At 59.4% G+C, this 24,735-nt stretch carries 18 protein-coding genes and 2 pseudogenes; 19 read left to right on the top strand and 1 reads right to left on the bottom strand.

The genetic code is table 11. The features are described from left to right. Positions 1–376: 376 nt before the first annotated feature. Positions 377–517, bottom strand: a pseudogene (locus C4334_RS14790) (integrase core domain-containing protein); the annotation flags it as partial. Between the two features lie 397 nt (positions 518–914). Between C4334_RS14790 and C4334_RS05760 the strand changes: the two are divergent. The 19 genes and pseudogenes from C4334_RS05760 to argH all read left to right on the top strand — a co-directional run bounded on the left by C4334_RS05760 (position 915) and on the right by argH (position 24,327). Further along, complete coding sequence (locus C4334_RS05760; protein ID WP_352431131.1) at positions 915–1,733, top strand: ParA family protein; 819 nt, start codon at positions 915–917, stop codon at positions 1,731–1,733. Beyond that, entirely contained in the window at positions 1,669–2,562 is an 894-nt protein-coding gene (locus tag C4334_RS05765; protein WP_352431132.1) for a ParB/RepB/Spo0J family partition protein, read from the top strand. Before C4334_RS05760 ends, C4334_RS05765 begins: the two co-directional genes overlap by 65 nt. 268 nt (positions 2,563–2,830) lie before the next feature. Continuing rightward, positions 2,831–3,850 (top strand): selenide, water dikinase SelD, encoded by a 1,020-nt coding sequence (gene selD / locus C4334_RS05770; protein ID WP_502943406.1) that lies wholly within the window; start codon positions 2,831–2,833, stop codon positions 3,848–3,850. A 634-nt stretch (positions 3,851–4,484) separates the two neighbouring features. Then, complete coding sequence (locus C4334_RS05775) at positions 4,485–4,889, top strand: Rrf2 family transcriptional regulator (RefSeq protein ID WP_352431134.1); 405 nt, start codon at positions 4,485–4,487, stop codon at positions 4,887–4,889. A 253-nt stretch (positions 4,890–5,142) separates the two neighbouring features. Then, positions 5,143–5,735 (top strand): annotated as a pseudogene (locus C4334_RS14795) (transposase); the annotation flags it as partial. 1,080 nt (positions 5,736–6,815) lie between these two features. Continuing rightward, complete coding sequence (locus tag C4334_RS05790; RefSeq protein WP_352431136.1) at positions 6,816–7,664, top strand: polymorphic toxin type 44 domain-containing protein; 849 nt, start codon at positions 6,816–6,818, stop codon at positions 7,662–7,664. Continuing rightward, positions 7,649–8,284 carry a hypothetical protein gene (locus tag C4334_RS05795; RefSeq protein WP_352431137.1) on the top strand — a complete coding sequence of 212 codons (636 nt, stop codon included), beginning with the start codon at positions 7,649–7,651 and terminating at the stop codon, positions 8,282–8,284. The genes C4334_RS05790 and C4334_RS05795 overlap by 16 nt, the downstream gene beginning before the upstream one ends. 374 nt (positions 8,285–8,658) lie before the next feature. Next, positions 8,659–9,135: a F0F1 ATP synthase subunit B gene (locus C4334_RS05800; protein ID WP_352431138.1), complete on the top strand. Its 477-nt coding sequence runs from the start codon at positions 8,659–8,661 to the stop codon at positions 9,133–9,135. Positions 9,136–9,171: 36 nt separating this feature from the next. Then, positions 9,172–9,705, top strand: coding sequence for a F0F1 ATP synthase subunit B (locus C4334_RS05805; RefSeq protein WP_352431139.1), 534 nt, complete (start codon positions 9,172–9,174; stop codon positions 9,703–9,705). Then, the gene (gene atpH, locus C4334_RS05810) at positions 9,702–10,244 is read left to right on the top strand and encodes an ATP synthase F1 subunit delta (RefSeq protein ID WP_352431140.1); all 543 of its coding nucleotides are present in this window, start codon (positions 9,702–9,704) and stop codon (positions 10,242–10,244) included. Before C4334_RS05805 ends, atpH begins: the two co-directional genes overlap by 4 nt. Before the next feature lie 51 nt (positions 10,245–10,295). Next, a complete protein-coding gene (gene atpA, locus C4334_RS05815) occupies positions 10,296–11,909 on the top strand; it encodes a F0F1 ATP synthase subunit alpha (protein WP_352431141.1) in 1,614 nt (537 codons plus the stop codon). 58 nt (positions 11,910–11,967) lie between these two features. Beyond that, on the top strand, positions 11,968–12,831 hold the full coding sequence (gene atpG / locus C4334_RS05820; protein WP_352431142.1) for an ATP synthase F1 subunit gamma: 864 nt from the start codon (positions 11,968–11,970) through the stop codon (positions 12,829–12,831). Between the two features lie 155 nt (positions 12,832–12,986). Continuing rightward, positions 12,987–13,496, top strand: a complete 510-nt coding sequence (locus C4334_RS05825; protein WP_352431143.1) for a VanZ family protein — start codon at positions 12,987–12,989, stop codon at positions 13,494–13,496. A 417-nt stretch (positions 13,497–13,913) separates the two neighbouring features. Then, on the top strand, positions 13,914–15,083 hold the full coding sequence (locus C4334_RS05830; RefSeq protein WP_352431144.1) for an ROK family transcriptional regulator: 1,170 nt from the start codon (positions 13,914–13,916) through the stop codon (positions 15,081–15,083). Between the two features lie 56 nt (positions 15,084–15,139). Continuing rightward, complete coding sequence (locus tag C4334_RS05835; protein WP_352431145.1) at positions 15,140–18,019, top strand: TonB-dependent receptor; 2,880 nt, start codon at positions 15,140–15,142, stop codon at positions 18,017–18,019. A gap of 86 nt (positions 18,020–18,105) precedes the next feature. Further along, entirely contained in the window at positions 18,106–18,234 is a 129-nt protein-coding gene (locus C4334_RS05840; RefSeq protein WP_352431146.1) for a hypothetical protein, read from the top strand. 75 nt (positions 18,235–18,309) lie between these two features. Further along, entirely contained in the window at positions 18,310–20,007 is a 1,698-nt protein-coding gene (locus tag C4334_RS05845; RefSeq protein ID WP_352431147.1) for a sodium:solute symporter family transporter, read from the top strand. A gap of 52 nt (positions 20,008–20,059) precedes the next feature. Then, positions 20,060–22,777, top strand: coding sequence for a PIG-L family deacetylase (locus C4334_RS05850; RefSeq protein WP_352431148.1), 2,718 nt, complete (start codon positions 20,060–20,062; stop codon positions 22,775–22,777). Beyond that, entirely contained in the window at positions 22,774–24,327 is a 1,554-nt protein-coding gene (gene argH / locus C4334_RS05855) for an argininosuccinate lyase (protein WP_352431149.1), read from the top strand. The genes C4334_RS05850 and argH overlap by 4 nt, the downstream gene beginning before the upstream one ends. Positions 24,328–24,735 lie beyond the last annotated feature (408 nt).

Here is a 24,735-nt window from a genome sequence, read left to right on the forward strand (position 1 = left end):
TTAATGAACCCATGTTGAGCGCCAGCGAGAAAGCAGGCTGCACTCTAAAATTTCTTCGACGTGGAGCAGTTTGCGCGGACGGTAAGGGAAGTTCCACGTGAAACGCCGACGTCCTCGTGTCACGTGAAACAAGCGATCGTTACGCACAACGACGAGATACACCCCAAAGTTGTGGGTTGGTTAATTTTTTGGCAGCTTGTAAGGGAAGTTCCCGTTTATTCCTCGGTCTTTGGAAAAGCCTCTTCGCCGTATTTCAGTGCTCCTCAGCGGTCAGAGATGGATATAGCCATGTAGTTCATCCCATTGCATCGCGAGCGTCGGGTCAAGTCCCGAACTGTCTGTAAAAGCGGTCTGGGTCATGCCACGGTGGCGGCAGTTAAAGCCCCCTTCTGCGCTGCCTTCTGCCGTTGCCGTTCCTGTAATCGGTCAATACATCTGAGACTCAGTGGGGACCAACTCACCTCTTAGCGAGAAACTCTAAGGGCGCAAGCCCACCTAGCCCCATGTGGGGCCGCTTTCCGGCGATTTGGAGTCTGTTAACTATTCATGGCGCAAGCCCACCTAGCTCCATGTGGGGTCTGTGCCCGTTGTCGTGATCAAGCTAAGCGTTCAGCTCAACCTGCAGCTGCTGCCATCCGTGTGGGTAGGGGCTGGATATAGAACTCATCCTGAAACGTCCGTGGAGTGGTCCCCACATTTTAGCTAAGGCAGTCTCACATGTGTCTGTCTGGGTACAAGGGCGGTTGCAATATGGATTTCGTTTTGCGCGATCGTGAGAGTTGCCATGTTGGGAGGTCGTATTTCGCGGATGTGCTGTGCGATTCCGGCGAGGCCAGTGGTGTTCATCAAAAAAGTTGTGGCGCTCTACCCTTGTTTCATGCTAGTTTATCTGCTCTCTAAAGAGCGAGGGCCATATGGCGAAGACCATTGCCGTAGCCAATCAAAAAGGCGGAGTCGGGAAAACGACCACTGCGGTCAACCTCGCTGCGTCGCTCGCCCTGAGCGGGATGAGGGTTCTGCTCGTCGATGCTGATCCACAGGCCAATGCAACCTCCGGCACAGGCATTCAGCGCGGGAGCTTTCGGCGGAGCCTTTACCACGTCCTCGTCCTTGGCGAACCGATCTCCGCAATCATACAGGACAACGAGATCGCTTCTTTGAAGATCGCCCCTTCGGAGCGTAATTTGACGGGCGCTGAAGTTGAGTTAGTTGATATCGAAAGACGTGAGCATCGCTTGAAGGCGGCCTTGCAAGAAGTCAAAGGGGACTTCGATTACGTCATCATCGATTGTCCTCCTTCATTGGGATTGCTTACGCTCAACGCTTTGACTGCTGCCGATTCGCTGCTTGTGCCCATTCAGTGCGAATACTTCGCGCTCGAAGGCGTCACGGAACTTTTTGATACTTTCGCTCGCATCCGACGTTCGCTCAATCCGAATCTGGTCATCGAGGGGCTTTTGCTCACGATGTACGATGAGCGCACTAACCTTTCGGCGGCCGTAGCGGCGGATCTACGCGACTTTTATGGAAGTCAAGTATTTGAGACCGTGATTCCGCGCAATGTGCGTTTGGCAGAAGCACCGAGTTACGGCAAACCAATTATCCTCTACGATCCACGCTCACGTGGCGCGGAGAGTTACCTACAGCTTGCAAAGGAGGTCTTGGCGCATGACAAGAAGAGCACTCGGCAGGGGTCTGAGCGCGCTTTTGTCGGATTCACCAGCGACAGCTAACGACGAACTGCTGGAAGTCGAAACCGACCTCATCGAGCCGAGCGGCATGCAGCCGCGAACCAATTTCGACGAAGCTAAACTGGAGGAATTAGCCCAGTCGATTCGCGCCAACGGCATCGTGCAACCCCTTCTCGTGCGGCGGCGTGGCGGACGTTATCAATTGGTTGCCGGGGAAAGACGCTGGCGCGCGGCGCAAAGAGCTGGCTTGAAAAAAGTGCCGGTGGTCGTCCGAGAGATACCGGACGACAAATTGTTAGAACTAGCGTTGATTGAGAACATACAACGTCAGGAACTCAATCCCATAGAAGAGGCCCACGCCTACAAACGTCTGATGGAGACGCTTGGGCTGACGCAGGAGATGATCGCTCAACGCATCGGTCGTGACCGCTCTTTTGTGGCCAATCACTTGCGTCTACTCCGTTTGCCGAAAGACATACAGCGGCTAGTAGAGGAAGAGAAGTTATCCATGGGGCACGCCCGCGCTCTTCTCGCCATAGATGACGAGAGAGTACAAAGGCGCCTAGCGCAAGACTGCGTAGCGCGTGGTCTGTCCGTGCGCGAGGTAGAAAGGTCCGTAAAGCGTATCATCGCTGGCCTGCCGCCAACGGCTGCCGTTGAAGGGCGTACACGCGCAGAAGAAACGACGGCGGACCCAAACATACGTGCGGCAGAGGATAAACTGCGCCGTCACTTAGGCACTAAGGTTCGCATCGTGCAGAACTCGGAGGGCGAAGGCGGAAAGATCGAAATAGAGTTTTACGACATGGCGGACCTAGATCGTCTGTATCGCCTTGTGCTAGGAACGAATGACGGCTTCGCCATTCCATAGGTCACCTCTTTATTTCAACTGCGTCGTTCGTCAATGGTAATGTTAAGAGAGCAAGAAGGGTTTACGGCGCTGCTTCAGGATCGCCTTCGGCTTCAAGGTCTCAGCAGTGGTTGACGCAAACAAAATTGCGCGAACCAATTGAATGATCACCTTTGGCTTCAGAGGCTCAGCAGCCTCTGTCATGGAGAGTACGGCGCTACCCTATGGGGTTGCTTGTGCCAGGGTGAGGTTAATTGTAAAAGATAAAACGAGATATTAGAGGGTTGAAATGGTGAAGCGATTGACTGAAATGGTTTCCTGCGCTGGTTGAGTGGCCAAACTCGCGCCACGCGATCTCGCTCAGGTGCTGAGCGAGTTGCCGCCGCAACCCCACGATCCAAACGTACTTGTCGGGTACGATACGGCCGATGACGCGGGCGTGTTTCGTTTAAGAGAAGACGTTGCTTTAGTGCAAACCGTCGATTTCTTTACGCCTATTGCCGACGATCCGGAAACCTATGGGCGGATTGCTGCCATCAACGCGCTCAACGACGTTTACGCGATGGGCGGACGTCCGCTGACAGCGCTCGCTTTAGTTTGCTATCCGCAAAAAGAGGACTTGACGGTTTTAGGTCGCATATTGCGCGGCGGCTTGCGGGCGATGAATGAGGAGGGCGTCCTCGTCATTGGCGGCCATTCAGTTGATGACGCCGAGATCAAGTTCGGCTATGCCGTTACGGGCACGGTGCATCCGGAGAGGATTGTTCGAAACGCAGGAGCGCAAGTGGGCGACAAGCTTATCTTGACCAAGCCGCTCGGCACGGGAGCGATCACGACGGCGATCAAGCGTGGCGCAGCCAGCAAAGAGGCTACCGAAGCCGCCATGCGTGTCATGACGCAGTCGGCAAGGCGCGCGTCGGAAGCCATGGTCAGGCTTGGGGCGCATGCTTGCACAGACATCACGGGGTTTGGTTTGCTCGGTCATGCGTATGAAATGGCGCGCGCCAGCAACGTCTGCTTGCGCATAGATTGCGCGCGCGTGCCGCTGCTGCCAGACGTGTTGGAGTTGATCGCGCAAGGGATGTTGACGCGCGGCGATCGCAACAATCGCGCTTACGTGGGCGATGCGGTGGAGTTTGCATCTGACGTCTCGCGCGAAATGCAAAGCGCTTTGTTCGACCCACAAACGGCTGGCGGTCTGCTGATTAGCCTTTCGCCAGCACAGGCCGAAAACTTCGCCTCTGAAGTCGATTCGTTTATCATCGGCGAGGTGATCGAAAAACGCGGCCCATTGATTGTGGTCATGTGAGTTGGACGAAATAGTCGTTTCCTGCCTCCTGATAGCAGCATGCTGGTAAGGCGTAAGAAACGGATCCTTTTTTCTTCCCCTACGTCTGCGCGCCAAGATTTCTTCCCCTACGTCTGCGCGCCAAGGAGTCCTCGTAGTGCTAGCGCTGTTGTCGGTGGTATGGCCTCCATTTTCGTTGACTTCCTCCCCACGAAGCGCAGTTGGGGGGGCTTGTGATGACAAGCCCGAGGTTGACCAAACTGTGTCTGGTGGATGCGATGGGCTTGCTGTGCGCTCTTTCGAGAGAAACCGCCGCACTTGTGCGCTCTATTGCTCGCGGCGAGCGTGCACGCGCTCTTTGAGGAAGAGCCGGTTTGGATCGAGCCAGCTCTGAAGAAGGTCATAGATCTCGCAGCGCGCCCGTGGCAGTTTCTGCGTGGCGAGACCGAAACCGCGCAATCGGGCGGAGGTGTGGAGCGAAACGGCTCAGGAAGTTGGCACGCGCGGCACCGAAAGGCGAGATGAGACCTCGCCGAGTTGACAGTAGGAACTGGAGCGCCGGGTTGGGGATCAGGGGCGAATAAGTTTTCGAGACGGCGTCGAGTTGACAAGGGAAAGTGTAACCAGTATGGTTACATTCACGAGGGCGCGAACCGTGGCTTCTAGTCGTTTCGCCGTTGCCGTTCACACCTTGGCGTTGTTGGCGCGCGCTGGCGGCCAACCGCTCGGCTCGTGTGCGATCGCGCGCAGCGTCAACACCAATCCGGTGGTGATTCGGCGGACGCTTTGTGCGCTGGCGCGCGCGCGTGTGATTCGCGTGCGGCGCGGTGCGGGCGGCGGTGCCGAACTGGCGCGCGCGCCGCACGCGATCAGGTTGCTTGAGGTCTACCTTGCAGTGAATGGCGGCAGCACCTTTGCGCTCCATCCGGCGCCGCGGCGCCGTTGTCCGGTCGGGCGTAACATTCACTCTGTGCTCTGCTGGGTCCAAGGGGAGATCGACGAAGCGGTGCGACGGACTCTAGCTGAGATCACCTTGCAAGACGTGCTCGAGCGGTTGTAAAGGGATCCGTTACAGAAAAGAGGGGTTGTAGGGGAGCGATAAAACCGATCCTCACGAGGGGTGGGAGCGCATAGACGCGCCCACGTGCGGGCGCGCGGCGCTGCACGCGCCTGGTGGGTGGTTGCGTGTGGCAGAATTAACTCTGCACCGTGGTGCACACGCATCGCGTCACGCACTTTGGATTGACGCGACGCCTGAACTCGCCCGCGGCGCGACGCCCGTACCGGGCGTGAAGGTTAGGCGTGTGAATCCCATGCGCTCTGGCGCCGTGGGAGCGTCAATTTTGCGGGATGACGGTCTAGCCCGACTTTTCAACGGGTGCTCAACCAGATCCTCGAGGCGCAGACGACCGCACAGCTCAAAGCCAAGCCGTACGAGCGGAGCGAAGAACGCTGGGGTTACCGTAACGGCCACCGGGAGGTGCCCATCAACAGGCGGGTGGGCAGGCTGGTCCTAGCGGTGCCCCGGCTGCTTCAGCGGCGAGTTCTTCACGGACCTCTTCCGCCGCTATCAGCGGAACGAGCAGGCACTACTCTTGGCCATGGTGGAGATGGTGGTAGGCGGCGTCAGCACCTGCAAGGTGCGGGCTTTTCGTGGAGGCGTCGTGTGGGGCGGAATTTTCCAGATCCACCGTCTCGCAGCTGTGCAAGGGTCTGGACACCATCGTCCGGGAATGGAGCGGGCGGGATCTTTCCGGGCAGGCATACCCGTTCCTGTTGGTGGTTGCCTTGGTCATCCGGGTACGCAAGGGTGGCCGGGTGCGGCAGCGTGCTCTTGGTCACGGGGATCAACCGGGAGATCCTTGGACTGATGATCGGCGACGCGGAATCGGAGTCCACTTGGTCGGCGTTGGCCGGCTGATCGGGGCGGTCCTGATGCAGATCGACGAGGCGTGGACGACCGCCTCATCGGTACTTCGACATGGCCGAGTATTGGGAGTGGCGAAACTCGGCGGCGAACCAGAAGGTGGAGGCGACGTTGAGCGAGGCGGCCTGAGCAGTTATGAATCTACCTAGAGGGGATTTTACACCATTCGTACTTGACCTACTGGACCAGTCGCTGGACCACCTACTGGACCACAGGAGCTTTACGCCAAAATTCGGACTTGACCCTCCCTCAGAGCTAGAGAGTTGCCAACTCAGAAGTTAACGGAAGAAAAATCATCAAAGCGAAAAACCTCCACCATGGAAAAGCTTGGCTTCATCCTCTCATCGTCCACCTCACTTTCTCCCGGTTAGTGTCACCACTAACGGCGCGGTCGAGGCCGAGATGCCTCATTCGTCTGCCCTAAAGATCGATGGGTGGGAAGCAACTGGTGGGCCGAGATGCGCGGTTTCACTTTGAGGGCGCCACCGGGCGACGCCTTTTCAATGTAAGCAAGGAAGGCTCAGGGGTTGGTGTATGTGGCAACAAGGGGTAGCCCTCACAAGTCGGCCATGAAAACGCAACGAAATTACAAGGAAACTTTTTCCGCGAACCGCCGATAATAATAGTAAAGGTCATTTGAAAAGGGAGAGTGCGGCCATGAAGTTGCTGGCAGGAGAGCAGGGTAGGAAACTTTTTCCGCAAAGCGCCGATAAATAGTAGGGGCTATTTGAAAAGGGAGAGTGCGGCAGATCGCCGACACCAACACGCCTGCCAGAACACGCTGCGCGCGCCACGAGGAGAATGAAGATCGGGTGGTTGGGCGAGGATAAAAAGGTCAAGCGACCGCATGTCGAGCTCGGCGGCAGAGATTTCTGCCGGTTTGCAGAGGATCCCGATCAATACCCGTGGATTCTTCCCAGAGATCCTTCCGCCCCGAGGTGACGCAAGAGGGTTGAGTGTGGAGGTTGCCCGACGCAGCAAGCGCCATGGCAGGCTTGCCCCGCGAGGCGCAAGCTGCGAGTGTTGCAGACGACAGAGAGTTGAAGGGAGGAGACGAAGATGACGGTGAGAGTGACTGCTGATGGTGGCGTGAGCGAAGTCAGCCCGCCGCTGTCGAACGAGGCGGTGGTGACAACTAGCGGCACGGTGGTAGATAGCGCGAGCGGCGAGGAAGCTGGCAAGGCGAGCAAGGTTGGCGAGCAACAGTTGTACAGCGCGCAGATGCGCCAACGCGTCGAGCAAAGCGAGGTCTCATATGCCCGTTTCGATGTAACCTTGGAATACATGTTCAACGAAATGGTGACCAACGCTCGTAGCGACACAGTCAAACAGATCAAGGCCCATCTCGATCGCGCAAGCGATTTGTTGCACCCTAGAGGCTTCTGGGAGCAGGTCAGCGCGGCGTTCGCACAAGCGGGTGGCGAAAGCGTGGCTGACCACATCACTGCAGCTTTGGTTCTCTGGGGCTTGAAGGTCAGACCGGGTGGCGATTGGGACCACAAACCAAAGCTCGCCAAGATGCTTGGGCTTGACAAGGAGGGAGATCACCATTTCCCGCTACGCGGTGATAACCAGCATGAGGTCTACTACGATATCTGGTCCAACATCCATTACGGCTATGTGGGGCGAGCCGCCGGCTTCGACGCCGAGACTTTGCAGCAAGGCGCTGCTGTCGCGGACGGAGTGGCCGGGCGTAACGATTCCATGGATGTGCTGACGGTGCAAATAGGCATTGAGCTATGGAATAGATATGGGGATCAGCTCACAAAAGAGCAGCTGCACCACGAGGTAATCAGCCGTTTGCCCGAGATGCTGAAAGTCCAAGACTCGCCTGAGTATATCAAGGCCAACGGCAAACGATTCAAGCATGTCATCGATAAAAAGAGCGAGGGGTGGAACGGGCGTTGAAAGTCGGGGCGAAGTTTTTGCTGAGCGTGCTATTGGCGGTGCTTGTCTATCTGACGGCGTTGCAGTGCAGCAGGCGACGGGATGTGCCGCTCGAAGAATTGCTGGTTGACGGGTCCGAGTTATCCTCTGTATGTGAGCTCGGCGAACAAGAACCGGATCAGAGGTGGGACGGACGGACTCACCTCGATCCGGTACCAGGAAGTGCGGCATTCCCCTACGCGATCGAAGCGCAGAGCCGTTCTTGGAGCAGAGGACCGGGAATCGTAGTCTATCGTCATCGCACCCCGATTGTGGCCGCGGTCCAATTTTGGCTGGCGCGTCCCGAGTTATACTATTTCGATCACCTACCGAACTTCAACGAGTTACCTTTCTTGCCGGGTTCAGGCGATGCGAAGCGCTACCCGGCCAACTGGAGGTATCAAGCTGCGGCAGATCAAGAGCTGGTCGTATGCGCCATGGGGGATCCATCAGATTGTGCGTACTGGTTCTATCAGGTTCGTTATGGACAGTACATCGTTGCCATGAGCTTTTTTGAAAGAGATGTGAGCGCCGAGCGGTGGCAGCGAGTAACTGACGTAGTCAACCTGCATCTCATCAGGAAATTAGATCAGACGAAATAGGATTAGAAGTGCGGGGTGGATATAGGTTCAAGGGACGAGGAAGGTGCCATCGGGTTGTGGCAGAGCCTACCTGATCATTACCTTGAGGCGACGACCTCGACGGATCATTGGCAAGCCCACACGGCTATTTTCTACGACAACAAGTTGCGTCAGGTGGGTCACCATCGCCTACAGACACCTCGTTTGCGGTGGTCCCCCTGCTGTTGTTTCGTGAGTTTCCCGAGCTGACCGAACCCCTTGACGCTTGTGAAATAGCGTGCTAAGCTTCTCACCTTTTGGCAACAGCTTGCCAACACCATCCGAGAGTCAAAAGCGCAAAGCGAGGTCGCTGGCCCGGTCGTTCGATTCGAAGGAAGCGTTGAGACGAAAAGTTTATGGTGGTTCTGCTTGCCCTAGCTGAAGGCCCCATTCAACTCGTGCCCGATGGCACGCTTTTTCTGCACATCATCCTTTTTCTCATCATGATCGCCGTTTTGAACGCGGTGCTCTACAAGCCTGTATTGCGTGTGCTTAGCGAGCGCGAGAAGTTGACGATCGGACGTCGGCGCGAAGCGCGCTCGATTTTGAGCGCAGTGGAAGAACGGCTGGACCGGTACGAACGCTCATTGCGCGAGGCTCGGGCAGAGGGCTATCGCTTGCTCGAGCGCGTTCGAGCTGAAGCGCTCGAAGAGCGGCAGCGTCGTTTGGATGAGGTACGCGAAGAGGTCGCGCGAATGATCGAGAGCGAAAAGCAGGCCATTGCTGCGCAGGCCGAGGAAGCGCGGCGGACTTTGGAGACGGAGGCGCGCAGGATCGCCGCGGAGATCAGCACGCACATTTTGGGCAGACCCGTTGCGCGGTCAGGAGTTTGAAGCGCAGATCGACGAAAGCCAAGAGCGTTGAAAATCATGACGGATCTTTTTGCCATCGTCTTTTGGGCGGTTGAAGGGGACGGCTCGTTCCTATATGACTACAATGCGTGGCGCGTGCTGAACCTATTGATCTTCGTCGCTGCGCTTTACTACTTCTTGCGACGTCCTGTGGGCGAGGTGTTGCGCACGCGCCGCGAAGCGATCAAACGCGAGTTGGAGCAAGCGAAGCGGGAGCGCGATGCGGCCTTGACCAAGCTCCAAGAGGTCGATGCGCGGCTCGCTCGGCTCGATCAGGAGGTCGCCGAGGTGCGCGCGCAGGCTGAGCGCGAAGCGGCGGAAGAGCGCGAGCGCATCGCGCGTGCCACCGAGGAAGAAATCAAACGTTTGCGCGAACAGGCCGCGCGTGAGATCGAATCGGCGGCCAAAGCGGCGCGGGCTAGCCTGCGCGAGTTCGCTGCTGAGCAGAGCGTGCGTTTGGCCGAGGAGATGATCAAAGGCGATCTTCGTCCTGAAGATGACGCGCGCCTTGTGCGAAAGTACGTCGAAGAGATCGGAGGTAACGGGCGTTGAGCGCAGCGGTGGCACGACGATACGCGACGGCGTTGGCCGATGTCGTCGCGGCGCACGGCGAAGCGCGCGAGGTGCAAGAAGAGTTGCTCGCGTGGCAGCGGATGATCGAGGAGCATCACGAGCTGCTCGAAGTCTTTCGCAATCCGACGGTCCACCGCGATCAAAAGCGCAAGGTTTTGGAGACGCTGATCACGCGCACGCGCGTGCGGCAAACGACGGCGAACTTTCTGCGCGTTCTGCTGCAGAACCATCGGATCACGGAACTAGGCGAGATCAATCGGCGTTTCGCCGAAGAGCTGGATGAACGCGCGGGCGTCATCTCGGCGCAAGTGATAACGGCGCGGCCGTTGGATGAAGAATCGTGCGAGCTTTTGCGGCAGCGGCTCAAAGAGGTGACGGGCCGCGAGGTCCGGCTGCAATTCGCCGTCGATCCGGAACTCATTGGCGGCGTAGTCACGCGCATCGGCTCGACCGTCTACGACGGTTCAGTGCGCGGTCAACTCCAAGTCGTGCGCGAGCGTTTGGCGCGCGAAGCGTGAAGATTCATTTGAGAGATCTCCGAAAGCTAGCCAGTCGGCGGAAGGGAAGTTATGGAACCGATCAAAGCGAACGAGATCAGCGAGATCATCAAGCAACAGGTGGAAAATTTCGAGGCGGGCGTGACGGTCGCCGAGGTCGGCACGATCATCAAAGTGGGCGACGGCATCGCCGAGATCTACGGCCTCGAAAAGGTGATGGCAGGCGAACTGCTCGAATTCCCACATGACGTGCGTGGTCTCGCTTTGAACCTTGAAGAGGACAAAGTGGGGGCCGTGCTTTTCGGCGATTTTTACCTCATCAAAGAAGGGGACACTGTGCGCCGCACGCGCCGCATCATGGAGGTACCGGTGGGTGAGGCGCTCATTGGGCGCGTGGTCAATGCGCTGGGTCAGCCGGTGGATGGCCGCGGGCCGATCATCACTGAACAATACAATCCGGTCGAGCGGCTCGCGCCGGGGGTGGTGGATCGCCAACCGGTGAAAGAACCGCTGCAAACGGGTCTCAAGGCGATCGACGCGATGATCCCGATCGGACGTGGCCAGCGCGAGTTGATCATCGGCGACCGACAGACGGGCAAGACGGCCATCGCCATCGACACGATCCTCAATCAAAAGGGCAAAGACGTCATCTGCATCTACGTCGCCATCGGGCAGAAGGCCTCGACGGTTGCGCAGGTCGTCAAGACATTGCAAGACTACGGCGCAATGGAGTATTCGATCGTGGTCACAGCTTCCGCCTCGGAGCCAGCCGCGATGCAGTATCTCGCTCCTTACGCGGGGGCTGCTATCGGCGAGTATTTCCGCGACTCGGGCCGTCATGCGCTGACGATCTACGATGATCTATCGAAGCACGCTGCGGCGTATCGCGAGATCTCGTTGTTGTTACGGCGTCCGCCGGGGCGCGAAGCCTACCCGGGCGATGTCTTCTACCTGCACTCGCGCTTGCTGGAGCGTGCGGCCAAGCTTTCGGATGCTAAAGGCGGCGGCTCGATGACGAGCTTGCCGGTGATCGAAACTCAAGCGGGGGACATCTCGGCCTACATTCCAACCAACGTCATCTCGATCACTGACGGGCAGATCTTTCTCGAAACGGACTTGTTCAACGCTGGCATCCGTCCGGCGATCAACGTCGGCAATTCGGTTTCGCGCGTAGGCGGCGCTGCGCAGATCAAAGCGATGAAGCAGGTCGCCGGCACGCTTCGTCTGGAGCTGGCCCAGTACCGCGAGCTAGCCGCGTTTGCGCAGTTCGGTTCTGATCTCGACAAGGCGACGCAAGCGCAGCTTGCGCGCGGCCAACGTTTGACTGAAATCTTGAAGCAGCCGCAATACCATCCGATGGATGTCGAAAAGCAAGTGCTCGTCATCTGGGCTGCAACTAACGGCTACGTCGACGACGTGCCGGTCGAGCAGGTGCGCCGCTTCGAGGCCGATCTTCTGCGTTTCGTCGAGAATTCTCATCCCGGCGTGCTGCGTGCCATCGCCGAGAAGAAGGCCTTGAGCGATGAGATCATCGCCGATCTCAAGCGCGTGCTCGCCGATTTCAAAGATGCGTGGCGTGAGACGAGCGCCGCGACTGGTCCGGCACGAGTGGCGACAAGCGGCGATGGCGCGCGCTCGTCGCGAGCTGCCGAACGGGCCGAAGCGCCCGCTACCGTGGGCGCTTAAAGTCGGGGGTGCAGCGCTCACCTCGACGAGCGCTGCCGTGATCAATTAACAGTGGCGTATGGCTAATCTTTTGGACATTCGTCGTCGCATTCGTTCGGTCAAGAACACGCAACAGATCACGAAGGCGATGAAGATGGTTTCGGCGGCGAAGCTCAAGCGGGCGCAGGATCGCGTCGTCGCGGCGCGTCCGTATGCCGCCAAGATGACGCAAGTACTGGGCCGCCTTGCCGCGCGCATTGGCGACGCGCTTCATGACCCGTTGCTTGACGAGCGCGGCGACCGACGCTACCTGCTCGTCCTGATCACCGCCGACAAGGGTTTGGCTGGCGCCTTCAACGCTAATTTGATCAAAGCGGCACAGACCTTCCTGCGAGAGCGCGCCGACAAAGAAGTGCAACTGCTGGCTATCGGACGAAAAGGGCGCGATTTCTTTCGCCGGCGCCAGATCGAGATCGTCGGCGAGTACGTCGGACTGACGGGCAAGGGAAGGATCGAGCACGCGGAGGCGCTGGAGGTTGCGCGCGACATCATGCGTCGGTTCACGGAAGACGAATCGCTCGACAAAGTCTTCATCATCTACAACGAGTTCAAATCGGTTCTTCAGCAACGCGTCGTTGTCGAGCAGCTTCTGCCCGTGCCGCGCGTCGAGACCGGAGCGCAACAGGCAGTGGAGTACATTTACGAGCAGCCGCCAGCAGAGATCTTCGGGCGCTTGCTTCCGCGCTACATTGAGACACAGGTCTTCCGCGCCCTGCTCGAATCGGTCGCATCCGAGCATGGCGCCCGCATGACGGCGATGGATTCGGCGACCAAGAACGCCGGCGAATTGATCGATAATTTGACGCTCACCATGAACCGCATACGTCAAGCGGCGATCACTAAAGAGATCATCGAAGTGGTCTCCGGCGCGGCGGCGTTGTGATGGTCCTCTGAAGATCCGTGGGCGAAACTTCACTGAGGGGGGAAGCTCGATCCGGTGCTTCCCTCGTTTGTTTTTTGGCGATGATGCGAGGTTTTGACGTCCCAACTGGTCGTCGGTCGCTTTGATCCGGCGGCCTTTTCGCCTAATTCTCAGCGATGGTGGATGACAGGAACAAGCAACGTCTCTGGCGTTACGGGCCGCTTCTCGCCTGGATGGCGCTGATCTTTTTCGCTTCCAGCGGAGAGTTTTCCGCCGCGAACACTTCGCGTATCATCCGTCCATTGCTCTTGTGGCTCTTTCCCGAAATCAGCGAACAGGCGCTCAACGCGGTGCACGCGCTGATTCGCAAGGGCGCGCACTTCGGCGAGTACGCGGTGCTTGCGCTTCTTGCAGCGCGCGCTTTTCTCTCTTCCTCGCGCGCGCTTTTGTGCCGCCATTGGTTGAAGATCTCGCTTCTGCTCGTGATCTCATACGCGCTTTTCGATGAGTACCGCCAAAGCTTCGTCCCGACGCGCACGCCGAGCCTGTGGGATAGCTTGATCGACATCGCTGGCGGAGCCTCGGCGCTCCTTCTCATCGCCGCTTGGCGCGCGCGAAAAGATGGCGCGCGGTGGCGATCTGTTCGGAGCGAAAGGGCAGTGAAATCGGCCTTGGACCGGACTTGATGCGCCTCGTCGAAGATCATCCCTTCGCACACTTAAAGAATAGGCGCAGGACCGAGCTTGAGGTCTGAAAAAGCTTTTCGGTCGAACGGTCTTCAGTCCCAGCGCTGCTCGATGAAGTGCTATTTTGCTCGCTCCGCATCGCCGCGAAGGCGCAGTCTTTCAGGGAAGGCCAAAAATTCGGGTCGCACGGCGACCGGAGCCGCAGGATTCAATCTCTCATACGGCCATACGACGGCTCGCCTTACGCCGCATGAAGAGCCGATTCCTCAAGGTGGGGCGGCGAACGCAGAGACAGTGGCGTTTGGAAGTCACGGTCGTCAGGAATTTTTGTTCTTGACATCAACTTAAAGCCTTGTTAAAAGGCTTAATAAAGTTACTTGCCAAAGTGTGGCAGGGCCGATGCGTGGGAGCGGCAAGATGGATGCGCAGGCGATGCGCGCGCACAACGCGCAGCGCGTGTTGCGCGCGGTGCGCAAACTCGGCACCGTCTCGCGTGCTGAACTTGCGCGCGCGACGCGCTTGAGTCCGCCGACCGTATCGGCGCTCGTCGAAAGGTTGCTTAAGGCTGGGCTGCTCGAAGAGCGGGGCGAAGGCGTTTCCAACGGAGGGCGAAAGCCACAGCTTTTGGGGTTCAACGCCGGGTGCGGAGTGGTCGTCGGCGCAAACATCGGCACCAGCTCCATCCAACTCGCCGTTGCGGACATGAACGGTCGCATCTTGCAGAAGCGGACGCTCGAAGGAATCAGCGATGTGCGTCCGCGTCGATTGCTTCGTCGGCTGGCGGCGGCGACGCGCAGGATCTTGGGCGAGCAGATCAAAGCTCCTCTGTTTGCGGTGGCCGTTGGCGCCCCCGGCATGACCGACGTCGCGCGTGGCGTAGTGATCGAAGCGGCGAACTTAAAAGGGTGGGCCAACGTCGAGGTCCGGGCGATGCTGAGCGAACAACTCGGCGCGCCGATCATCGTGGACAACGACGTCAATCTCGCTGCGCTCGGCGAGCAATGGTGCGGGCGCGCGCGCGGCGTGCACAACTTCGTCTTCATCTGGATGGATGCGGGCATCGGCGCAGGCATCGTCATCGAAGATCGTCTTCATCGCGGTCACCGTTGGCACGCGGGCGAAATCAGCCACATCAACGTCGATTTTCGCGAGTGGGATGCTGATTTCGGCGCTGCCGGTTACCTTGAGTTCTACGTCGGCGCGGCACCGAGAGCGCGACGGTCGTCGCGCGCGAAAGCGGCGACCAGGCTCGGCGAAGAGGACGTCCTGCGGCTCGGAGCCGCTGTTGCTAACATCGCGACAATTCTCGATCCGGAGATGATCATCTTCGGCGGACGCTTGATCGCGTCGGCGCCCGATCTCTTGCCACGCTTGCAGAAGATCGCGTCGCGCATCGCGCAGAACTGCCCGGCGCTCGTTTCGACGGAACTCGGCGAAGAGGCTGCTTTGATGGGCAGCGTGAAACTTGCGCTCGAGCGCGCCAACGAATCGCTTTACGAGAAGTTGGCGCAAAGTTTGGCGAAACTGGATCACCTTGATCGGCGCAAAGGAACGACTTTCCGCGCCACCATCCTTGGGAGGGCATAGAGATGTTCGCTCTGAGACGTGAACGAAGCAGGTCGGTTTCGAGATCGCTTCTCGTTTTGACGTTTTGCCTCGCAAGTCAGGGCGCGCTTTACGCGCAATCACAGGCGCTCAACGGGCAGATCGAGGGCACCGTTAAAGACGTCAACGGTGCCGCTATCGTTGGGGCGAGGATCACTGTGACAAACGCTGAGACGGGCGCGACGCGCACGGTTCAGACGGACGAAAAGGGATTCTATCGCGCGCCGCTGCTGCCGCTTGGAGCTTATCGCCTTGAAGTCGAAGCTTCGGGGTTCAAACGGCTCGTCCGCGAAGGGATCAAGCTTGCAGCCGGTCAAACGGCGACCGCGGATCTTGTGCTTGAGCCAGGCGGCGTCAACGAAACGGTCACCGTCAGCAGCGATGCGCCGGTTGCGGATCCGGCCAAGATCGACTTAGGGCGCGTCATCAACGAGCGCGAAGTGACCAATCTCCCGTTGGTTTCGCGCAACCCGTATAATTTCGCGTTGCTTCAAGCGAACGTTGTCGGGCGGCCCAACGTCGAGTTCGGCGTGCCGCGCATCAGCGCCAACGGCTATGCGCGACGGATCAACTACCAGCTCGATGGCAACTACAACACGCAATCGGACCGAGCAGGGATCAGACTGATGCCCATCTCTGAGATCTTCATCGGCGAAATTCAGGTCGTGACGAACGGTTTTGCTCCGGAGTTCGGCAATACGCCCGGAGTGGTCTTCAACGCGGTGACGCGCGCCGGGACGAACGAATATCGCGGCACGGTCGGCTATCGTTTCCGACGCACGCCGTTTTCATCGCGCCCTTTCTTCTCCGATCCGGCCAAGCCGAAGCCGGAGACCAAAGTCGATGACTATACGGCGGCATTGGGTGGACCGATTATCCGCAACCGTTGGCATTTCTACGCGGGCTTTGAACGCGTCACGCGCGATTTAGCGGGCGAACCGCAGCGCGTCATCACGATCAGCAGGGCCGATCAGGAAGCCTTGATCGCCGCTGGCGTCAGTCCAAGCGCTTTCCCGAACTCGATTCCGGCTTCGCAGCGGGTCAACTTCTTCATCGTTCGCACGGATGTGCAGTTGACGGACAAGCATCGTCTCGTCGGACGCTTCAATCTATTTCGCAATACGTCGCCGAACAACATCGCCGGCGGCACGACGACGCTCGAGCGAAGCATAGATTTCATCGACCGGGCCGATTCGGTCGGCGTGCAATTGGTTTCGACTTTCTCTCCGGTCGTTTTGAACGAACTTCGCTATCAGTATGCGCGGCGCCGGTCCGAAAACTTGCCGAACGAAAATTCCGGCAGCCGTCCGTCGATCTTGATCTCAGGCATCGCTGCTTTCGGCGCCCCGGAGAACGCCAACACGATCGCGCCGCTCGAAACGTCGAATCAACTGCTCGATAACGTAACGGTCACGCGCGGCCTGCACACGATCAAGTTCGGCGCGGGCTTCAACCGCGTCCGGCAGACGCAACGGGCGGGCGTCTTTGCGCGTTACACCTTCCCCTCGATCGCCGCCTATGTAGCAGCAAAGAGCGGGGCGAATCCTTTCAGTTACACGCAGTACACCGAGACGCTCGGCGACCCGAGCATCACCGTCCCAGCCACTTTCTATCAAGCGTTCGTGCAGGACGATTGGAAAGCGACGCCGCGTTTGAAGATCAACTACGGCGTGCGTTACGATCTATACGACGTGCCTGATGGCGATCCAAACGCGCCGCTCGATTTCTCACGACGCTTCCGCACAGACAAGAACAACTTCGCGCCGCGGCTCGGCATCAGTTATGCCTTGCGGGAAGGGACGCTGCCGACGGTTCTGCGCGCGAGCGCTGGACTTTACTACGAACAGCCTTGGCTCGACATCTACCGGCGCGCGTTGCAAAGCAACGGCAACCCGCGCTTCATCACTTTCGTCGTTGGTCCGAGCGGCACGGGAGCGCCGCGTTTTCCGAACACGCTCGGTTCGCTTCCTCCCGGCGCAACGTTGCCGCGCCAGAGCATCGAAGCCGTCTCGCCTGATTATGAGAACCTCGTCGCTTTCCATACGAACTTGCAGTTGGAACAAGCGTTGTCGCCGAATCTCGCGTTGACCGTCGGTTTCATCAACTCGCATGGGACGCATCTGCCCGTCTATCGCAATATCAACCCGATCAATCCGATCGGGTTTTTGGCCGACGGTCGTCCAGTGTTCAGCACCGTAGTGAGTCCGACGACGCGCCTCTATCCGCAGTTCAACAACGTCTTGATGGTTGAATCGGTCGGCACCTCAAACTACACGGCGGGCACGCTCATTCTCAGCAAGCGCTTCTCTTCCGGTTATCAATTCAGCGCAAACTACACCTACTCGCACGCAATCGACGACGCTCCAGAGCAGAACCTCGTTGCGGCGACGAGCTACGTGCTTTCGGATCCGACGAACCGTCGTCGCGATCGCGGGAACTCCTTTGCCGATCAACGTCACACGTTCGTCTTGAGCTTCGTCGCCCGTCCGACCTTCAACGTCGAGAGCGGGTTCTGGCGAAGCGTGCTCAACGATAATCAATTGGGGATCATCGCGACGGCCAACAGCGGCGAGACCTTCAACATCACAACGGGACGCGATTTGAACCAAGATGGCTTCGGCGCGGCTGGCAACGCCGATCGCCCGCTCTTCATCGGGCGCAACACGGGGCGCACGCCGCATCGGTACAACGTTGACCTGCGCTACGCGCGCTTCATTCGCTTGAGCGAGCGATTCAACATCGAGGTCTTCGGCGAGTTCATCAACGTCTTCAATATCAACAGCATCGTTTCGGTCAACGGCGTGGTGCCGACCAATCCCGACGGGAGCTTGACCGGGCCGCTGCCTGATTTTACAAAACGAAATCCGGTTGGAACCGATAGCCGACAGTTTCAGCTCGGCTTTAAGTTCAACTTTTAGCCTCTCCCACGTGTCCATCGGATCTTCGCTGGGGAGAGGCGTGCCCTCACTTGGGGCGCACTTTTGTCGAAGGAGATGCGAAACAGATGACCGATTCGCCGCTTGAAAACGAACAGGAGGAAGCTCGTTGGCCTCGCGTGTACTTGGCGGTCGTCATTTACACCGTCGCGTTGATCGGCGCTCTCTGGCTCTTTTCGGCGGTTTTTTCGCGTTGAGCGCGCCCTCGTTCCAACGCCGAACGCACGCGGCGCTCGATTCCAGATGCGGCACGCAAAAAGGAATGCTCGCACATGAGTTGGGTTGACTGGGCGGTGGTCGCCGCTTATCTCGTCTACATCGTCTGGGATGGCGTGCGGCTCTCGAAGCACAGCGGCAAGGTCGAGGGTTACTTCCTCGCCGACCGCAGCCTTCCTTGGTGGGCGGTCGGCCTCTCGGTGATGGCGACGCAGCTATCGGCGATCACGCTCGTGGGCACGACCGGGCAGGCGTTTGCCGACGGCATGCGCTTCATCCAGTTCTACTACGGACTGCCGTTTGCGATGGTGATCCTCTGCATGACGGCGGTGCCCTTCTTCTATCGCGCCAAGGTCTTTACGGCTTACGAGTATTTGGAGCGTCGTTTCGATGCGCGCACGCGCACGCTCACGAGCTTCTTCTTTCTGCTCTCGCGGGGCTTGGGCGTCGGCGTGATCATCGCGGCGCCATCCGTCATCCTTTCGATCGTTCTTGGCTGGAGCGAAGCGGCGACCGTCTTCGCGATGGGGCTAACGACGACCATCTACACGATGGCTGGCGGCGTGCAGGCCGTGACGTGGACCGACGTCAAACAGATGGTCATCATCTTCATCGGCCTAGGCGTCTGCCTCTTCGTCATCCTTTCGAAACTTCCTGAGGGCGTCGCCTTCACGGATGCGCTCCATTTGGCGGGCGCGGCAGGCCGTTTGACGACCGTGGATGCGCGTTTCGATCTACGGGAGAGTTACACGCTTTGGTCCGGTTTGATCGGCGGCCTCTTCCTGATGCTCTCATATTTCGGCTGCGACCAGAGCCAAGTGCAGCGGTATCTGACGGCGCGTTCGGTCAATGAGGGGCGGACGTCGCTGCTGATGAGCGCTTTCATCAAGATCCCGATGCAATTTTTCATTCTGCTTATCGGCGTTTTGGTCTTCGTCTTCTATCTATTCGAACGTCCGCCGCTCATCTTCAACCGCGTCGAAGCCGAGCGTATTGAGCGACGAGAGTCGCTCGATGCGCGGCGGTTGAGCGTTGAGTTCGAAACGGCGCACGCGGCGCGCGAACGGGCCGCCATCGAGTACGTGCGCGCCATGCGCGATGCGTCGGGCGGCACAGTGGACCAAGCCCGGCGAGATTATCTGGAGGCTGAGCGGGCATTTGAAGAGGCGCGCAGAAAAGGATTGGAGACGGTCCGCAGCGAAAACAGCAACCGCAATTTTACCGATGTCAACTACGTCTTTCCGACCTTCGTCGTTCAGCACATGCCGATCGGCGTCGTCGGATTGATCATCGCGGCGATCTTCGCCGCGGCGATGTCGAGCATCTCGGCGGAACTGAACGCGCTTGCGACAGCATCGGTGATCGACATCTACCGTCGGCACTTCAAGCCGGAAGCGCCCGATCGCCATTACGTTCTGGCGGGGCGCGTCGCCACCGCCTTTTGGGGCGTGTTCGCGTGCATCGTCGCGCTCTATTCGACTTCGCTCGGTTCGTTGATCGAAGTCGTCAATCGCTTCGGCTCTTTCTTCTACGGTTCGTTGCTCGGCGTCTTCGTCCTGGCTTTCGCCGTACCGCGCGCGACCGCGCGCGGCGCTTTCTGGGGGTTGCTCTTCGGCATCGCGTCCGTTTGGATCGCAAGCCGGTACACGGAGATCGCTTTCTTGTGGTTCAACGTCATCGGGTGCGTCGTGGTGGTCGTCGTCGGAACGCTTTTGAGTTTGACTGATCGAGGGGCGAAAGGGTTAGCCTCGTGAAGGCTTCTGATGTGCTGAGCGATATTTCGCGGGATCGAAACGTGATCGAAAGATGAGATTAAAAAGGCTTCATCGCGCGATCTGTTGGCTTTGCGCGTTGGCGGTGGCGATCGCTGCGCTCCCCGTCAGTCGAGCGCAAGGGGTGCGTTCGCCATACGAGCGTGGCGCTTTGGCGCTGGGCCAGTTGCTCGTGCGTTTGCAAACCACGGCGAGCGCGTTGCATACGGGCGCTCATCCGGATGATGAGGATTCGGCGCTCATCGCGCGTCTTGCGCGCGGCGATGGGGCGCGCGTCGCGTATTTGGCGCTCAACCGCGGCGAGGGCGGGCAGAACATCATCGGTCCAGAGCTGTTTGAGCCTTTAGGCGTGATTCGCACCGAAGAGCTGCTGCAGGCGCGTCGGCTCGATGGCGGCGAACAGTTCTTCACGCGCGCGTACGACTTCGGCTTCACGAAGACGCGCGCGGAAGCTGCCGCGCGTTGGGGCGAACGCGAGATCTTGGCCGACATGGTGCGCGTCATAAGGCTCTTTCGCCCGCTCGTCATCATCGCGCGCTTTACGGGCACGCCCGCCGATGGTCACGGTCAACATCAGCTTGCCGGGTATCTGACGCCAATAGCTTTTCGCGCGGCTGCCGATCCGAAGGAGTTTCCCGAGCAGATCGCGGAAGGATTGCGCCCGTGGCGCGCGCTCAAAATTTACGTGAGCGAGGGGATCGGTCGCAGCGCCGATCCGAACAACCGTCCGACGCTGCTGCTCGACACCGGTCGTCACGATGACTTGCTCGGTCGTAGCTACTTCGAGATCGCGATGGAGGGTCGAAGCCAGCACAAGTCGCAGGAGATGGGCGCGCTTGAACTGCTCGGTCCGCAGACTTCCGGCGTCCGCTTGCTCGAAAGCGCCGTTGGCTCGAGCGGCGAACGGAGCGTATTCGATGGGATAGACGTTTCGATCCGCGGCATCGCGCGGTTGGCTGGCTTGCGCGACGCGCGCATCATCGAGGGGCTTGGCGCCGTGCAGCTTCTCGCACGCCGCGCTTTGCGCGAGTTCGATGCGATGGAGCCGCGCAAACTCGTCCCCGTCCTCGCCGAAGGGTTGCAACAGACGCGCAAACTGCGCGCCAGCTTGCGCGCGAGCGTTGAGAGTGAAAACGCGAAGTATGATGCCGACTTCTTGCTCGTGCAGAAAGAGGCGCAGTTCGCCGAAGCGTTGTGGCGCGCGGCGGCGGTCAAGGTCGACGCGCTGGCCGATGATGAAACGGTGGTGGCCGGAGATTCATTGACCGTCACAGCGCGCGTCTTTTTGCCGGATGAAAAAGCGGCGGAGGTGAAAGCGATCCGGTTGCGCGCGCCTAGCGGTTGGCGCGTCGAACAGATCGAGTCGGCGGCAGAGGCCCAAAGCGGCGTGTTCGGATGGCGCGAATCGCCACAAAGACAAGCGCTGTTTCGCGTTGCCGTGCCGGGCGATGCTCCGCCGACAATGCCTTACTGGTTGCGCGAGCCGCGTCGGGGAGACCTTTTCCACTGGCCCAGCGACGCGCCGAAGAGCATGCCGTTCGACGCGCCCATCTTGCGCGCCGAAGTCGAAGCAGTGATCAGCGGTGAATCGGTTACGATCTCCGCGCCGGTCCAATACCGTTACGCCGACCCGATCCGCGGCGAGATCAGGCGCGAGATAAACGTCGTGCCGCTCGTTTCGGTCACGCTCGATCCGGAATTGGTCATCGTTCCGACTTCGGCGCAAGAGACGGAACGGAAAGTCTTCATCCGCTTGCGGAACAACGCTGCGCGCGAAGTGAAGGGAACGGTGAGGTTGAACGTGCCCGCCGGTTGGCGCGTCGAGCCAGCGGCGGCCCGGTTCGACTTAGAGCGTGAAGGCGAAAGGACTTCGCTCATCTTCACGGTGCGCGTTCCCGGTGGCACACGCGAAGATGCGTATAAGCTCGGCGCCGAAGCCGAGATCGGCGGGCGAAGGTTCGCGCTCGCGGAGCATGAAATCAGCTATCCGCACATTCAGACGCATCGCGTTTACGTTCCGGCGCAAGCGACGTTTCGCGTGCTCGATTTGAAGGTCGCGCCCGTGCGCGTCGGCTACATCATGGGAAGCGGCGACCGCGTGCCCGAAGCGATCAGGCAGATGGGGCTTGACGTCACGTTGCTCGATGAAGACGCGCTTTCAGTCGGCGATCTTGCGCGTTTCGACGTGATCGTCGTCGGCATCAGGGCCTCGCAGGTGCGCCCCGATTTCGTCGCCAACAATCGTCGTCTGCTCGATTACGTGCGGCGAGGCGGGACGTTGATCGTGCAATACCAACGCCCGGACTACGTCGAGCGCGGCTTGGCTCCGTTTCCGGCGAAAATGGCCGCGCGCGTCACGGACGAGAACGCGCCGGTGAGAACGCTCGTGCCGGAGCATCCGGCCTTCAACTTCCCGAACAAGATCACGGAAGCGGATTGGCGCGGTTGGGTGCAGGAGCGCAGCCTCTACAATTTTACGACTTACGATGCGCGTTACGTGCCTTTGCTCGAATCGCACGATGCGGGCGAGCCGCCGCAGACGGGCGGCGAAGTTTATGCCGAGATCGGGCGCGGCAAGTACGTCTATACGTCCTACGCGTGGTTCAGGCAATTGCCCGAAGGCGTGCCCGGCGCGTATCGACTCTTCGCCAATCTATTGAGTTTAGCGAAAGCCCCGACACGCGGCGAAGGGCGAACTTTGCGCCGTTCGTCGCAAAGCGTTCGGAAAACCGAAACGTCAAGAGGACGATGATGGAAGAGAAATTCCCGGCACCAGCATATGCGGAGAACGTGCTGGCAGAGACCTTCGAGGAGGCTAAGCGCCTTTTTCTCGATGCGTTCATCGAGGTTGACGTCGCGCACGCAGTGATGCTCGCTGAGCAGGGGATCCTTGCGCGCGAAAACGCTTGCCTGATCCTGCGTGCGCTCAACGAGTTGAATCGCGACGAGATATTCGCCGCGCGTTATGATGGAAGCTGCGAAGACCTCTTCTTCTACCTGCAACGCCGACTCAGCGAGATGTGTGGTGAAGACGTGGCCGGACGTTTGCACACGGCGCGCAGTCGCAACGACATAGACGTGACGATCTACCGCATGAGGCTCAGGCGCGATCTTCTTGCGCTGATCCGCGCGGCGATGGATCTGCGCCGCGCGCTGCTCGATCAAGCGGCTCTTCACCATGAGACGACCATTCCGGCCTACACGCACACGCAACCGGCCCAGCCGACGACGCTCGCGCACTACCTTCTGGCGATGGCGGAGGTGTTGGGTCGCGATATCGCGCGGTTGCAGCGCGCTTTCGAGAACGCCAACCATTCGCCGCTCGGCGCTTGCGCCATCACGACTACGGGGTTTGCCATCGACCGCGCGCGCACGGCTGAATTGCTGGGGTTTGAAGGCGTCGCGGAGAACTCTTACGCGGCGATCAGCGCCGTCGATTACTTGACCGAAGCGATGGGTGCTGTAGCGGTGGCGATGGTCGACGTGGGTCGGTTCGCGCAAGATTTCCTCTTAATGGCGACGCGCGAGTTCGGCTTCTTGCGGCTTTCGGATGGTTACGTGCAGATTTCGAGCATCATGCCGCAGAAGCGCAATCCGGTCGCGCTCGAACACGTGCGCGCGCTCGCCAGTTGCGCGCTCGCCGAAGCGCAGAGCGTCTTCACAGTGGTCCACAACACGCCGTTCGGCGACATCAACGATGCCGAAGATGATCTGCAACCTTTGGTCTGGCGCGCGCTCCACGACGCGCGGCGCGCGACCGCTCTCTTTGCCGCCGTTCTTTCGAGCGCGCAATTCAATGTGGACCGGTTACGCGAGCGCGCTTCGGAAGATTTCATCACCGTGACCGAACTTGCCGACGCGCTCGTGCGGCACGAAGGGTTGGCTTTTCAGACGGCGCACCGTATCGTCGCGGCTTTTGTGCGTCGCACGCAGAGCGTGTTGGAAGCGATTCAAACGCCGGCGGACAGTTTGCACATTGAGCTCGTTGCGCAGGCGGCACATAGGTTGTTGCAAGAGGCGGCGCGCGAGGTGATCGGGCGCACGCTGTCGGTGTCGCCCGAAGTGGTTCGCGCGTCGCTCGATCCGACGAGCTTTGTCGGCGTGCGAAATGTTACTGGCGGGCCAGCGCCGACGGAGACGCGCCGCGCCTTAATGGCGGAAAGAGCGCGTGAAGCGGCGGACGAGGAATGGTACGAGCGTCGCAAGGAGCTGTTGGCAACTCGACGACATGATCTCAAGGCGGCAGCCGATGCGCTCTGCGCTGGCCCCAGCGACAAATCTCGAAAGCACACGATCGACTGAAGCCCGAGCGCGTCCGAAACTCAAAGCAAGTCGTGTTCTCCTCATGAAAACGATGGATGGGCTCGTTCGAGCGCTTCTTTGAAGCTTGGTCTTCGCCGAAGCGGCGCGCTTTCGCCTTTCAAGACAAGTTCTTCGCGTCGCAATGGCGAAGACCAAGCGCGGCTTAGCTCGAATACACGCGCTGCCTTTCGCCGAAAGCGTAGCTCGACACAAGACAGAAACACAGAGGCCGACGGTGCCCCAGCTCGCTCAAAACATTTAAACTCCGCAGGCGCGCAGCTTGACACCCCTTACGAGCATGGCGGAAAATTAAGCCCAAACTTCAACCGAACGGTCAAATCTTTCTGACGTGCGTCCGTTTGGTTGCAGTTCGCACGGCTCGCCACGCGGTTGCTGGAAGGCGTCCAT

Source organism: Pyrinomonas sp., assembly GCF_040289685.1.
GTDB lineage: Bacteria > Acidobacteriota > Blastocatellia > Pyrinomonadales > Pyrinomonadaceae > Pyrinomonas.

What these genes read in the sequence shown, in the direction of transcription:
- C4334_RS05760 (WP_352431131.1), top strand. Translation starts at nt 915, where the DNA reads ATGGCGAAGACCATTGCCGTAGCCAATCAAAAAGGCGGAGTCGGGAAA.
- C4334_RS05765 (WP_352431132.1), top strand. Translation starts at nt 1,669, where the DNA reads ATGACAAGAAGAGCACTCGGCAGGGGTCTGAGCGCGCTTTTGTCGGAT.
- C4334_RS05790 (WP_352431136.1), top strand. Translation starts at nt 6,816, where the DNA reads ATGACGGTGAGAGTGACTGCTGATGGTGGCGTGAGCGAAGTCAGCCCG.
- C4334_RS05800 (WP_352431138.1), top strand. Translation starts at nt 8,659, where the DNA reads ATGGTGGTTCTGCTTGCCCTAGCTGAAGGCCCCATTCAACTCGTGCCC.
- C4334_RS05805 (WP_352431139.1), top strand. Translation starts at nt 9,172, where the DNA reads ATGACGGATCTTTTTGCCATCGTCTTTTGGGCGGTTGAAGGGGACGGC.
- atpA (WP_352431141.1), top strand. Translation starts at nt 10,296, where the DNA reads ATGGAACCGATCAAAGCGAACGAGATCAGCGAGATCATCAAGCAACAG.
- atpG (WP_352431142.1), top strand. Translation starts at nt 11,968, where the DNA reads ATGGCTAATCTTTTGGACATTCGTCGTCGCATTCGTTCGGTCAAGAAC.
- C4334_RS05825 (WP_352431143.1), top strand. Translation starts at nt 12,987, where the DNA reads ATGGTGGATGACAGGAACAAGCAACGTCTCTGGCGTTACGGGCCGCTT.
- C4334_RS05830 (WP_352431144.1), top strand. Translation starts at nt 13,914, where the DNA reads ATGGATGCGCAGGCGATGCGCGCGCACAACGCGCAGCGCGTGTTGCGC.
- C4334_RS05840 (WP_352431146.1), top strand. Translation starts at nt 18,106, where the DNA reads ATGACCGATTCGCCGCTTGAAAACGAACAGGAGGAAGCTCGTTGGCCT.
- C4334_RS05845 (WP_352431147.1), top strand. Translation starts at nt 18,310, where the DNA reads ATGAGTTGGGTTGACTGGGCGGTGGTCGCCGCTTATCTCGTCTACATC.
- C4334_RS05850 (WP_352431148.1), top strand. Translation starts at nt 20,060, where the DNA reads ATGAGATTAAAAAGGCTTCATCGCGCGATCTGTTGGCTTTGCGCGTTG.
- argH (WP_352431149.1), top strand. Translation starts at nt 22,774, where the DNA reads ATGATGGAAGAGAAATTCCCGGCACCAGCATATGCGGAGAACGTGCTG.